A 13,199-nucleotide genomic window follows, 5' to 3' on the forward strand; every position below is an offset into this window, starting at 1 on the left:
AGGGCTGCGTTCGAAAGCAGACGCAGCGCTCCATTCGATATATGATGCTTTCAACATCAGGAGTCTTTACTTAGTGCGTATACTGACCTCATTAGTATTTTTAATACTGTCATGTAGTTTTCTCCCCGCTCAGGAATTTCGAGCCAGCCTCAGCGGGCGAGTGATTGATCCATCTGCCGCAGGCATCGCGGACGCGAATGTCATGGCTCGCTCAAACACCACGGGGGACGAGTACCGCGCTGTCACCGATAGTGATGGCCGCTACAACATCCCATTTCTGAACCCCTCTTCTTACACCGTGACCGTTGAGAAGCAAGGTTTCAAGAAGAGTGTCCAGCAAGGGTTGACCCTTCAGGTTGCCGAGCGCGCGAATCTCGACATTAAGCTCGAGATCGGTGCCGTTACGGAAGCCTTGACCGTGGAAGCCAATGCGGGCGTCGTCGAAGTGGAGAGCGCAGATCGCGGTCTCACGATCGACAGCCGCCGCGTTGAAGCGGTTCCGCTCCAGGGTCGTAATATCATTGCGATGGCCTGGACCACCCCTGGCGTTGCCGTGACCGGTGGCGTCACCCGCTTGCGTCCCTTTGACACCGGCGGTTCCTCTGGCATGTCCATCAATGGCAGCCGTCCGTCGATGAACGAAGTGCTGATTGACGGTGTCTCGAATCTGTCGAAGGCATCGAGCGTAGCCTACGTTCCCCCTGTCGAAGCGACCGACGAGTTCAAAGTGCAAACCACGAACTACGACGCGCAGTATGGCTGGACTACCGGCGGCGTTGTGAACATCCTCACCAAGAGTGGTTCCAACGAATGGCACGGCAGCCTCTTTGAGTTCTTCCAGAACACCCATCTGAACGCGAACACCTTTGAGAACAACCGCAACGGTGTGCGCCGCAGCTCTTCGCATATCAACACCTTTGGCGGTTACCTCGGTGGCGCCATCATCAAGAACAAGCTGTTCTTCCTCGGAAGCTACGAGAACCTTCGTCAGGTCATCCCTGATCCTTTCGTCACCTCGGTTCCCACTGCGCTCCAGCGCGCTGGTGATTTTTCGCAGACCTACTACGCTGCGGGCCAGGTGCAGACGATTTACGATCCTTTCACCACGCGGCTTGTTAATGGGCAGTATGTGCGTGATGCCTTCCCCAACAACGTGATCCCGTCCAACCGGATCAACCCGATCGCGGCTAAGGTGCTCAGCATCGTTCCGCTTGGCAACACGGCAGGCAATCCGATCACCGGGCTCAACAATTTGGCCACCTCCGGTGGGTCGCGCAAGTTCACTGACTTCTTCCCGTCCTACACGAGCCGTGTGGACTACAGTCTCGATCAGAATACGCGCATCTTTGTTCGTTATTCGCGCAATGCGCTTGCCGAACAGCGGAGCTTCAAGTACTCCACCAATAGCGCGCTGAACATTGCGGACACCGGCGGCAACAGCCCCTTCACCCGTGAGAATCACAGCGCGACCATCCAGCTCACCAAGACCTTGAACCCCAGCACTGTCGTCGACGTGCGACTCGGTCTGGCCCGCTTTAAGTCGCAGGGTGGTTCTTCGGTTGGTCTCGGCGCCATTGGCGGCCTGGGCTTCTCTTCGCAATACCTGAGCCAAGCCAGCACCTACTTCCCGCGTTTTGCCTGGAACAACTACGAAGGCGCCGGAGCCCAGCCTTCCTCTGTCGATCCGACGGCCCAGACGAATTCCTTCCAGGCCTCGCTGTTTAAGATCGTTTCGCGTCACTCGCTGAAGTTTGGTGGCGAGTATCGTCTGCAGCGTGCTTATGCACAGAACCCTGGCTACTCCGCCGGCAACTTCACCTTCACGCAGCAGTTCACGGGCAGCAACCCCACTGCTGTGAACTCGAACTCGGGCAATTCCGTCGCCAGCTTCCTGTTGGGTACCCCGCAGGAAGGCTACATCGACGTCAATAGCCAACCCGCCCGCCAGCAGAAGCTCTTCTCGTTGTACTTCAACGATGACTTCCGTCTGACTGAAAAGCTGAAACTCACTCTCGGCGTTCGTTGGGACTACCTTGGTCCGCTTACCGATCGCTTTGATGCCCTGACTGTTGGTTTTGACAAAACATCCGCATTCCCCATCCAGGTGCCGAATCTGGGACTGAAGGGTGGTCTTCGCTTTGCCGGTGTGAATAACAACCCGCGCGGCGCATTCGACAACGATTGGAACAACATCGCTCCCCGCGTTGGCTTTGCCTACAAGCTGGACGAAAAGACCGTTCTCCGTGGCGGCTACGGACTCATGTACGCCCAGGTCTTTGATGATCCGGGTGGCGCACCGGGCTTTAGCCAGAGGACGAACATCGTGAGCTTTGTTGACACCGGTGTTCCCTTCAACACTCTGACCAACCCCTTCCCGTCGGGAATCCTGACGCCTGTTGGAAACAAGAATGGTCTGGCTACCTTCCTCGGCCAGTCCTTCAGCTTCTCCAACCCGAATCGTAAGCTTCCCTATACGAACCAGTTCTCGTTTGAAATCCAACGGGAATTGCCCTTCCGCCTGCTCGTCACTGCCGGTTATGTCGGCAGCCGTGTGAACAATCTCTCGGTGAGCAAGCCGTTCAACGACATCTCTCTCGATTCGTTGAACAAGGGCACTGCGTTCCTGTCGGCCTCGGTAGCCAATCCGTTCTTCGGGTTGGTTCCTGCCGGAACCGCGATCAGCAACGCAACCACCACCAATCGCCAACTGCTGCGCGCCTATCCGCAGTTCCTCGACATCACGGAAATGAATCGTTCCGAGGGCAAGACCCGTTACGACGGCTTCCAGTTCCTCGTATCCCGCCGCTTCTCCAAGGGCGTCAGCGCAAGTGCGTCCTACACCTACTCGCGTACGCTCGAGTGGATGAACTACCGCAATGCCCAGGACACCCAATTGGAAAAGGTAGTTGCTGCCTGGGACGTTCCCCAGAGCCTGCAGCTCAGCGGTGTTTGGGAATTGCCGGTTGGTAAGGGGCGCGCCTTCTTCTCCAGCACGCCGAAGGTTGTTGGCCATCTGATCAGTGGATGGGAAATGAGCGGAATCGCTCGTTTGCAGAGTGGCATGCCGCTCACCATCGCAACCTCGAGCAGCGCTAACAGCGTGCCGACTGGCGTCAGCCCTGTCTACGCCGGTCAGAACCTGGACCGTTACTTCAACACCTGTACGCTGCTTGCCAACGGAAACACGGCAAACTGCCTCCAGGGTGAAACTCCGGCCTGGTCGGTCCGTCCTGCAAACACCTTGCAGACCTGGTCGAGCCGTATTACCTCCGTCCGTACGATGGGCATCCGCAACCTGGACGTTGCGCTGATGAAGCGTACCGCGATCACGGAACGCATCACTCTCACCTTCCGTGGCGAGCTGATGAACGCAACCAACACGCCTCAGTTCTTTAATGGTCCCAGCACCGATGTGAACAATGGCAATTTCGGAAGAATCTCTGGCGCACTGAGCCAGTCGAATCTTCCGCGCTTTGGTCAGCTTTCCCTCAAGCTGCAGTTCTAGTCCAATTGAGCGCGGGTCTCCCGCAATCGAGAGAAAGGCGTCCGGTTCCCCCGGACGCCTTTTTTCTTTTAGGCGTTCTGGCGATACTCTTTCGGGGGGACTCCGAAGCGCTTCCGGAAGCAGGTGGTCAGGTGGCCATGACTGGAGAAGCCACTCTCGAAAGCAATCGAAGCGATGTCCTGGCGCGATGTGACCAGTAACCAGCGCGCTCGGCCCAGACGCTGTTCGAGAATGTATTGCGCCGGAGTGGTTCCAAACGAGATCCGAAATGCAGATAGCAACTGATGAGAACTCATCCGGACCAATGCCGCCAATTCCCCGAGGCGGATTGTGCTACCCAGGCGATCTGCAATATACTCTCGCAACCGGCTCTCGTCCGCTGCAAGTAAGCGCGGCCCCACATTCCTGGGGCTCGCCGCCAAAGTTCCCTGCGCATGCTCCCGGAAAAAATGAAGATAGATGCTCTGGCTCAAGGCCGCGGCGCTGAGGCGGGCCAAATCATCCGATTGCTGGTGGAGAAGCTGGAGGTGTTGGACCGCTCGATAGAGGAAGTCGTCGTAGTGGCCCGCTCGGGCTCGCACGGGGGGAGCCTCCATCTGTTTTCCGGCGACTGTAGAAAGCTGATGCGGATCCAGGAAAAGTTCTGCATAGCGGACCAACTTGCCCTGGGCCAGACTGGAGTAGCGCGTTTGCGCTGGCACGACCCAGGCTTCACCAGCCAACGGCGGATGAAGGAGTGCGCCGGCACCCTTCAATTCCGTCTCCAACCGGTGGATTGGCCCGCCCAGATGCACGATCAGGACATGGTCAGGAACATGGATCGACCATGTGGTCAGCCGTGAGATGTCCTGCTCTTTGACAAAAAGCTGGAGTCCAGGCCATGATGCGTGGCAAAGGGGACGCGGAGAATCTGGAAGTGCTCCGGACATGTTGGAAGCATAACATCCGGGATTTCATGGATGATGGCACTAGCGGCTCTCTTTGAGCCTGAGGAAGAGGAGGGAAGAGAAATCGATGGCAAATCACTCATTACAAGGAAAGGCTGTTCTCATCGGAGGAGGCGCGAAGAATCTGGGTGGGCTCTTGAGCCGGACTTTTGCGGCCAAGGGAGCAAAAATCTGTGTGCACTACAACAGTGCGGCCACCCAAGCAGATGCCGATAAGACAGTTGCTGCGATCCAGGCCGACGGTGGAACGGCCTTCGCGATTCAGGGAGATTTTACCAAGGTGGCGGATGTGGTGCGGGTTTTTGCCGCGGCGAAAGAGCGCTTTGGCGGTCTTGATATCGCGATCAATACGGTAGGAAAGGTATTGAAAAAGCCCTTTGTGGAAACTACGGAAGAAGAATACGATTCCATGGCCGCGATCAATGCGAAGGCCGCTTACTTCTTCATCCAGGAAGCAGGCAAGCAACTCAATGATCATGGCAAGATCTGTACGATCGTCACTTCCTTGCTTGCTGCCTACACCGGACTCTACTCGACTTACGGCGGCCTGAAGGCTCCAGTGGAGCATTTCACGCGTGCCGCATCGAAAGAATTTGGTCCGCGCGGAATTTCTGTTACTGCCGTGGGGCCGGGACCAATGGACACGCCGTTCTTTTACGGTCAGGAGACGCCGGAAGCGGTTGCCTATCACAAGTCTGCTTCCGCGCTCGGCGGACTGACGAAGATCGAAGATATCGTGCCGCTTGTAGAGCTCCTGGTCACTGATGGTTGGTGGATCACGGGCCAAACAATCTTTGCGAACGGCGGCTATACGACTCGCTAACTCGCTTGGGGATGCTGTGGCGCTGCAGGATTCGTACTGCTCAAACTATTCCCCACGCAGCGCCACCAGCGGATCCACCCGCGTCGGAATCCAAAGATTGCAGGATCGGTCGGCGGGGATTCACCCGATGGCTGTGGCCAATGGCGCAATGCTGCCAGGATTCGCTTCCCAATTGGATCCTTATCCCCAAATACGAGACAGACATAGCGCTCATTGATCATCACGATTGAGGCCTTCTCTTGATCTGAGATCCAGTGCCCTCGAAGCAGCGGTGCTCCAAGCACACCAGCCGTACGATGTCGCGATCCTGTAGCGTTATATTTGTGGAGCGACCAAGTACCAGGGTGCTCTGCACTTGACCAATATTGCAAGTTGTTGGACCTCTCCCACAGCGGAAAATCGCGCTGCGGGGCTCTTCTCCATCCATGTCAGATCGGGTACTGCAACGCCTATTCTGCGTCACTGAGCTCGGTCTGGTATTGTTTGGGGCCATCCTTCTATCGTCCCAAGGGGAATGACAGCCTCTAGATCTTGAAGCTGGAATTCTCCATTCTGCTGCTCCTCATGCGAACACCGATTACGCAAGCATAGGCTGCAATCATTGCTAACCAGGCCCAGGGTGGGATGGAGTCTGCGATCCACTGGACGCGCATTCTCCGAACCCAGGTAATCGCGTGGGACTGTAAGGATCGAAGTTTGGAGAGTGGGGTCGGTGTTGGCTTGGGAGGCGCGGGCTCAGCCGACTGGACGGTCTTACCCAGGGTCTTGCTCAGCGACTCTTCCATGTTCTGCAACTCCTCCCTCTTTCCACTCTGGCGAAGCTGCTGCGTGACATGCGAGCGAAGCGCAAGGTTGGCGCAGACCTGCGCATTGCAGGCTGCACCGATTTCCGCAATGCTGCGCGCATACTCCCCAGCGAGCATCTGACGGTCGGCGGTGCTGAAGTGATGGATGCCTTGCCGGTCCACTTCGAGCAGGCGGGCCAGGATTGTCTGCTTGGCATGCGGATTCTGGTCGCGGAAGAATTTCTGCAACCCCAGCTTGTAGCGATCTTTCACAAACACATCGAGCACAGTGTTCCAGGTTCGTTCGTCGAGATGTTCTGGCGCAGTCTTCTGAAATCCGTACAAGTGCTCGATCTCTTTTGAGATCTGGCGTGCCCCGGCGTAGCCTGATTCCTTCATCTCTCCAATCCACTTCGGATTGAATTGCCGGGAGTGGAGCTCGACGGCCAGCCACTCCCGTAACGCGGTCATGTGCGTGGTGCCGGCCTGGCGCAGATTGTGAAGATAGACATCGGGCGCCTGCTTCCGAAACTGCTGGATGGCGGTCCGAAGGCCACCGACGTACTGATAGCTGTCGTCGTTATCCAAGGAGCCATAGAGATTAGAAGATCGTGAAAACTGCACCGAATCAATGGAGCTGAGATTCGCCTGGAGTGCTTTGAGGCCTTCCACTCCCCATTGCTCTCCCGAGAATCCAAACCCCATATTCGCGGCATAGAGAGCGGCTACATTCGAGGCCCGGTCGGCTCCTCCTGACTTCTCGATCAGGTGTTGTACGCCAACACCATAGGCTCCCGGTTTGGCGCTGAAGATCCGCAGCTTCGATAGTTTTGCCGCGTCTTCCGCTCCGACTCCTTGTGCCTGCATCTGGGCTGCTAGTTTGCGATCTTGATCCGCAATGGTCTGATCGGCGGCGCTGGCTGCGAGACGAATTGCCTTGTCGAGCAGATGCAGTTTGTCGGCAAAGCCATCCCGATAGTTTCCTGAAACGGTGAAGACAACATCGACACGATCCCGCCCGAGGCTTTCCCGTGGGATCAGTTTCAGATCTTCCACCACGCCTCGCTGATTCCAAACGGGCTGCACTCCAAGCAGTGCGAGCGCCATGCATTCCATGGCCCCCTGATGCCGTTCCGTCTCGCCATACCAGAGCACCAGTGAGACTCGCTTGGGCTCTTGATGATGTGTTTCCTGATAGCGCTGGAGGAATTCCTTTGCCATCTGCTGGCCGACAACCCAGGCGGCCTCGGTGGGAATGCGCGCTGCATCGACTGCATGTAGATTCTGTCCGACCGGGAGTGATTCCGGTTTGCGGAGCGGGTCGCCGAGCAGGTTCGATGGCACATGACGGCCGTCGAGGGCATTGGCCAGGCCTTCTATCTCGGCTGGCCCGCTGCTGCGCAGTGCCGCAATCCAGGCGGGCAGTGCTTTGGCTGCCTTGGCCAGCAGGGCTGTGAGTTCCGGGCTCAATTCGCCAGCGCGTGGTTCACGGCCTGCGAGGAGTTCCTCCGCCCAGATTGGAATCGATGGCTCGACGGTATCGTGCGAGTCTTTGGGGAACGAAGAGAAAAGATAAGCACTCACGGCCTCTTTCAATCGCTCCTCTGTCGGGGAACTGCCAAAGACCGGGAGCCCTGCCGGTAGCGGGGCGTCTTCAATCTCATGGAGAAAACGGTGCAAGGCAGGGGACATCTTGGTCCAACTTCCGGTGGTGTCGAGTTGGAGTTGGCGATCCAGTCCCAGGCGTTTCACTTCTTCCCTGGCTACCTTTTCGTATTCGCGAGCGAGATTGGGCGCCAGAGAATCGCCGCGATCGACGAGTTCGTGAAAGGCGAGGTGCAGTTTCTCGAATTCGGCACGGCCACCGGTGCGCCAGATCATCGGTGTGAGGTGGCTGATCAGGGTGGCAAAGCCCCGGCGTTTGGCCTGAATCGCTTCGCCGCCACCATCCATGACATAGACATTGAAGTTTGGCAGATCGCCGAGAACCAGGGCGGGTGCGTCATCTGGGGCTAGCGCCACTTGCTTGCCGGGAAGCCATTCGAGGGTGCCGTGCCTACCCAGGTGGATGACGGAGTCCGCTGCCCAAACATGACGGAGCCAGAGATAGAAAGCGATGTATTGGTGGGGCGGGGGAGTGACAGTGACGTGTCCGGGGTCGCTCGCTTGATCGGAAGTGGTACGAAGGGGTTGGGGGGCGAGCAACAGATTGCCTTGCTCGATCGCTGGTAGAAGGAAGCAGCGGCTGTGATGGCAATCAGTTGTCATCAACCGGGAAACACCAGGTGCGCCCCAGGTTGCTTCCACTTGATCGCGAAAGGACTGCGGCAGCAGATCATAGTGCTTGCGATACTCTTCCAGTGGCCAGAGGACCGGGTCTCCGGAGTGACCGAGCCGTTCCTTTTCACCCTCCGCCCAAAGTTCCAGATTGCGGCCATTGTTTTCAATCAGCCGCCGGATGACGGTTTCGTCCGGCAAGGGATGCGATACCTGATAGCCGCGTTTTTCAAGGCCGCTCAGAATGTTGGCGATGCTGGGGAAAACCTGCAGATAGCTGGCGCCGACATTGCCTTTGCCAGCGGGATTATTGTAGTAAATCACGGCGACACGCTTGCTGGAATTTGGCTTTGTTTGGAGCGCAATCCAACGGGAAACACGGTCGAGGAGGCTGTCGAGGCCAGCATGGAACGGAAGCGTCATCTTCGCGCCATTGGCAGAGCTTTCTGTAGTGGCCACCAGAGTGGGGGCCACGAGTCCGGAGCGTTCCGGGAAGCTCAAATGAGGGGCAATCCGATCGGGCGCCAAGCCTTTGGGACTCGACTGCCACTGCTCCAGAGAATCTCGTGTCACCAGTCCATTGAAGACCGGCACCTTCCAGGAGGTGTAGATGTCCGCATCTTTCACAGAGGACAGTGTGGCATTGAGCGTAATGACTGCTGCAGGCTGAATGTTCCCTTGGTGTTGCAGGAGGGGTGTGAATCGATCTGTCGGATAGCCAAAAACAGGGATGGGCAGATAGCCGCGTGCTTCCAGTTTCCGGACACCGGCATCGACTACGGCAAGATCGCGGCCTCGAAGCCAGCTACTGAAGAAGGCCAGCGCGACGGCAGGGGGCGCGGCTTGCCGTCCTGCGCGTTGGAGCCACCAGTTGCGATAGGCCTCGAAGCTTGAAAATAGTTCCTCTGCATCGGGATGATAGATGCCGGATTGTGGGCCTTTGAGAGGCGCCTCGGGACTGAGTTTCCAGTTGGGCCTGACGAGATCACAAAGATAGGCCACCAGACGCACGCCATTTTCAACACCCCCCTCATCGAGATAAGCAGAGGCTTTGACGCTGGCCTGGGGATCAATCGTCCTGCGCCATAGCGGCGCGGCAAACTCCTGCGGCTGCGCCAGTGACTTGTCAGGCAAGTAGGAAAGGGAGGCTTGTAACTCCTCTGGGGTCGGGTAGTAGGCGAAGACAATATCAACCGGAACGGGAGCTGTTGGCGCGGTGGTGAGTAACTGAATCTCACGGCCGGGATAACGTTTGGCGAATTCTGTCGTAATACGCGGCCATAATTGTTGCGGCCCACCGACAATCGCAAGACGCGGCGCCGGTTGGGCGAAAATGACACACGTATAGAAAAAAACGGAGAGTAATATCTTCACGGAGCCCTTCCCTCGAAGTCCATGGGGTAGCCGTCACAAGGACGGCGACTCTGGCAGGTCTTCGGGCTTACAGGCTGGATACAAACCTACTAGCCAAGCCTTCCCAAGCTGTGAGCTCAGTGGCGGATGATTGGCGTTCGTTCCTGCTTACCGCTGCGGGGCAGCTCCGGAATTGCACCGGATTCCCTTTTCAGCCAGACACCGCGACGAATCGCCGAGTCCAGCACCAAGAGACAATCCGAGGGTATCACGGATGCCTGTTGGTTTCGCCGCGGGAAGCGACTGAAGGAGGATGTGAGTGAAGAACTCGTTCGTTGTGCGAAGGAACGGCAACTCCGGGTCGCGGCAGCTTTGCGCGGGCCGTTTTTCCAGATGGTCTGCTGGCTGCTTCCGGTGTGCCTGTTCAGATCGGCGTTTTGCCGATGTTCCTATTGATGGCGTGAGAAGACAAGCTCTGAGTTCGCCGCGCTTCTGCCTTCAATCGGGAACAGCGCACCCAATCTGCATTCGCTATGGCTTGGTAGCTGTGCCGGCAGCGAGATAGAATCTGCGGGCGGCGAGGAACTGGATATTCGGGAGCCGTGAGCGGATTGCGATCCGTTGGTACGCGCTTCTTTCTCCGGGTTTCTCCTCGAGAGGGATGGCGAGAAATTTGACGCGGTACTGTTGAGCGAGATGTTTGGCCGCATCGGCCAGATAGGGCGTAAACGACTGCGCATTCCCCTGATCGCTCAGATACGCTTCTCCGCCGGTTTGCTCGGCGAGTTCGGCAAGATAGGCCTGCCCCCCCCGGACCAATGCAGGGCTATGGCTGGCATGGCCGAGACTGGGTGCATAAATACAAAAGACTTGCACTCCAGCATACTGTGCTGCCGCGATTGCATCGTCCAGATACATGCTTGCCCCGCCAACATCTTCAAAAACGTCAACGCCATCGGACACTAAGAGCACTTCACGCCGCAGGGCCCCCTGGGGCCACTCATTGATCAACTTGCTCAAGGAATTAAACGGACTGGCACCGGCACTGTCGTTGCCCGAAGGCATTCGAAGGACCTTCGCTGCCTTGTCGTGATCCTTGGTTGGGGCCTGCACGACGTGTGCTTCCCCATTCTCCATATAAGCAACTCCAATCGCGGTGGTTGGCGGCTGAGAAGAGATGAAGCGGCGAAGCTCTTCAAATCGCGTCACCGCTCCAGGATCTCCTCGCTCATCGATCAGGATGTAGAGGTCAAGACCCGCCATTTCCCCTCGAAATGGCGCCCAGTCTAGGGCCTCTTTCATCGTTCCACCCTGCAATACCCTGACATCAGACTTGCCAATCGAAGGCAACTCGCTACCGTGTATTTCTTCTGCGGTCACTACCAGTTGCACCGGGACTTCGTTTGCCCCGGCGGAGGGCCGAGGGCTGTTCTGCGCAAACGCCAGTAAAAAGATCGTGGAACTGACTACTGCGATCTTGCATGTGGTGTTCATATGTCCTTGTCGAGGTATTGGGGATGGAACCTTCGTTGACCATACTTGCGAATGATAGAAACGAACCCACCTGATCGAGCAGACTTACCTCTGCTTTTTAGGAACGTGAATCACGTGGTGTTCGTGTGCTCCTCTTGTTGCATGAACCAGGATTCCGTCTTCACCCGGTTGCCAAATTTCCGAAAGGGTATAGTTGTTTCCTACTTTGTCAAAGACAATATGATTGTCTGTAGCCGTCGAGTGTGTCGTTGCCGCCATTGTGGTGATGAACGGCACGAATCCAGCGGCTCCTTTGGGATCTTGTGTGACCTTCACGACCCGCGAAGCTAAATCCACCCGGAACTCGTACATTCCGGCCGGATAGACCTTTTCTCCGGCGGTGAACTGGAATGGAATATTAGCCTTTTCTATCTCGTCAGCAGACAGAAAGGGCGTTACCAACAATGCGATTCCTGCAAATGCAACTAGCAGTGTGTTCTTCCATGTGTTTTTCATTTTCTTATCGCTTTCTGTTGAATCTCAATCATGGTTCGGAGTCGACAGGAGATGCGCTCCGATCTTGCCTACAAAGAGTTCAAACTGCTAAACTCTGCCTCGGAATCGCGCTGGAGATCCGGCGTGCTCCCATTCCTGAGCCATTCCTTCCGACACGTTCAATCTTCCTTGTTGATGGTTTCCATCTTTGCGGAAATGTATTGTGCGAAAACTAACCGTAAGAGTAAGGGATGTGTCCATTGTTACGATTAAATTTTTCATATTGGGATGAGCGTTTGTAGATCGTCTGTCTTTCCTCGAGAGATTAAAGACCGAGGTATTCAATGTGGGCATAAGTGCCCAGCCGCGAGTTGTATCCGAGATACCAGCCTACGTGGACCGGATCTTCATAAATCACAATCTGGTCGCCGGCCCAGTTCCAGTCATCGACGATGCTGTAGTCAAAAGGTGCGACGGCCCAGTAGAAGTTATTGAACCAGAAGCGGTTCCGGTTGCCACCAGTCAGCACAAACACATGTTGTGGCCCAAAACCACCAGAAAAGCGGCCATGAGCCCAGGGGTGATCCAAATGGTAGTGGGGATCATTCGCGCCGCTGCGATGCCCTACCCATTCGTCATTTTTTGCATGGACATGCGGGAGATTCGGGTGCCCCTTCTGATCGACGGCAATCCTGTTCTCTTTCGTATCGCGGGACTCGTTCTCACGCATCGGAGCCCGATTCGCAACCGGGCCATGGGCAGGAATATGTCCCCCTCCTACCCCTCCTTCGCGCCCCCCTCCCTCGCGATGCTGGCCGATGGCTCCCACGGCGCCGATGCCGATCGCGATTGCTGTAATGAGTAATTTGTTCATTTTGATACTCCTCTGCCTTTTCTTATGCAATTCGAGCCCCAATCTTCCCTTTCAATCCGACGAAATTCTCTGTGGCTCTTCCAGAAGAGGACCGTGGTTTCCAGGTTCAAGTTGGTGCGGCGATTTGATTGCGTGGTTTTCATGTGCAACCACTCGAAGGTCTTCTGATGGACGAATGGGGACCCCGGCTGCAGCTCGTGGAGGTGGCAAAATGTCCGGAACGCTGCTGACCGCCATTCGTCACCCTGACCATATATCGGCATGCCTTCTCAGAAAGAAGCTTGCCTATTTTAATATTTCAATTATTATAGAAATAGTGAATCAAGAAGATGAAAACGAGCGGACGATCCGCTTCGCCGATATGTTTGCGGCGATGGGCACGGAGTCCCGTCTCCGCATCATGCAAGTTCTTCTCTCGGCCCATCCTGCGGGAATGGTAGTTGGAGAGATTCAATCGGAACTCGGAATCTCGGCCTCAAACCTTTCCCATCATCTGGAGAAGCTGAAGAATGAGGACTTGGTGCTGGTGCAGCGGGAAGGGACTTTTCTTCGTTACACGGCCAATACCGCTGCTCTGGAAGCGGTGTTGTCTTTCCTCTACGCAGAGTGTTGCACCCGTAACAAGGCGATCCGGCCCGAGGCGATTGTCCCGCTCTGTAAGTAGGGA

Annotated in this window: 8 protein-coding genes and 1 riboswitch; of the genes, 3 read left to right on the forward strand and 5 right to left on the reverse strand. The window is 56.4% G+C overall.

Translation table 11 applies throughout. The features are described from left to right. Positions 1-73: 73 nt before the first annotated feature. Positions 74-3,505 carry a TonB-dependent receptor gene (locus M017_RS0110425; protein ID WP_272945388.1) on the forward strand — a complete coding sequence of 1,144 codons (3,432 nt, stop codon included), beginning with the start codon at positions 74-76 and terminating at the stop codon, positions 3,503-3,505. 68 nt (positions 3,506-3,573) lie between these two features. Here M017_RS0110425 and M017_RS0110430 read toward each other — a convergent pair whose 3' ends face one another. Then, positions 3,574-4,434 carry an AraC family transcriptional regulator gene (locus tag M017_RS0110430; RefSeq protein ID WP_031497797.1) on the reverse strand — a complete coding sequence of 287 codons (861 nt, stop codon included), beginning with the start codon at positions 4,432-4,434 and terminating at the stop codon, positions 3,574-3,576. A gap of 85 nt (positions 4,435-4,519) precedes the next feature. Between M017_RS0110430 and M017_RS0110435 the strand changes: the two genes are divergently transcribed. Then, positions 4,520-5,275: an SDR family oxidoreductase gene (locus tag M017_RS0110435; RefSeq protein ID WP_031497798.1), complete on the forward strand. Its 756-nt coding sequence runs from the start codon at positions 4,520-4,522 to the stop codon at positions 5,273-5,275. A gap of 524 nt (positions 5,276-5,799) precedes the next feature. On the opposite strand, the gene M017_RS0110440 is transcribed toward M017_RS0110435, so the two are convergent. From M017_RS0110440 to M017_RS0110455, 4 genes are all read right to left on the reverse strand, one after another. Continuing rightward, positions 5,800-9,711 (reverse strand): cobaltochelatase subunit CobN, encoded by a 3,912-nt coding sequence (locus tag M017_RS0110440; protein WP_031497799.1) that lies wholly within the window; start codon positions 9,709-9,711, stop codon positions 5,800-5,802. 36 nt (positions 9,712-9,747) lie between these two features. After that, a riboswitch (cobalamin riboswitch) is annotated at positions 9,748-9,957 on the reverse strand. A gap of 264 nt (positions 9,958-10,221) precedes the next feature. Continuing rightward, positions 10,222-11,184 carry a vWA domain-containing protein gene (locus M017_RS0110445; protein WP_031497800.1) on the reverse strand — a complete coding sequence of 321 codons (963 nt, stop codon included), beginning with the start codon at positions 11,182-11,184 and terminating at the stop codon, positions 10,222-10,224. A gap of 84 nt (positions 11,185-11,268) precedes the next feature. Beyond that, complete coding sequence (locus M017_RS0110450) at positions 11,269-11,679, reverse strand: hypothetical protein (RefSeq protein WP_031497801.1); 411 nt, start codon at positions 11,677-11,679, stop codon at positions 11,269-11,271. Positions 11,680-11,983: 304 nt separating this feature from the next. Then, a complete protein-coding gene (locus M017_RS0110455; RefSeq protein WP_031497802.1) occupies positions 11,984-12,532 on the reverse strand; it encodes a hypothetical protein in 549 nt (182 codons plus the stop codon). Positions 12,533-12,743: 211 nt separating this feature from the next. On the opposite strand from M017_RS0110455, the gene M017_RS0110465 reads away from it, so the two are divergent. Continuing rightward, positions 12,744-13,196, forward strand: coding sequence for an ArsR/SmtB family transcription factor (locus tag M017_RS0110465; RefSeq protein ID WP_202901638.1), 453 nt, complete (start codon positions 12,744-12,746; stop codon positions 13,194-13,196). The last annotated feature ends 3 nt before the right edge of the window (positions 13,197-13,199 follow it).

It is taken from the genome of Bryobacter aggregatus MPL3 (assembly GCF_000702445.1).
Classification (GTDB): Bacteria; Acidobacteriota; Terriglobia; order Bryobacterales; family Bryobacteraceae; genus Bryobacter; species Bryobacter aggregatus.

Bases quoted from the DNA above. Each gene is read 5' to 3' on its own strand.
- M017_RS0110435 (WP_031497798.1), top strand. From the start codon at position 4,520: ATGGCAAATCACTCATTACAAGGAAAGGCTGTTCTCATCGGAGGAGGC.
- M017_RS0110455 (WP_031497802.1), bottom strand. From the start codon at position 12,532: ATGAACAAATTACTCATTACAGCAATCGCGATCGGCATCGGCGCCGTG.
- M017_RS0110450 (WP_031497801.1), bottom strand. From the start codon at position 11,679: ATGAAAAACACATGGAAGAACACACTGCTAGTTGCATTTGCAGGAATC.
- M017_RS0110465 (WP_202901638.1), top strand. From the start codon at position 12,744: ATGTCCGGAACGCTGCTGACCGCCATTCGTCACCCTGACCATATATCG.
- M017_RS0110430 (WP_031497797.1), bottom strand. From the start codon at position 4,434: ATGTCCGGAGCACTTCCAGATTCTCCGCGTCCCCTTTGCCACGCATCA.
- M017_RS0110445 (WP_031497800.1), bottom strand. From the start codon at position 11,184: ATGAACACCACATGCAAGATCGCAGTAGTCAGTTCCACGATCTTTTTA.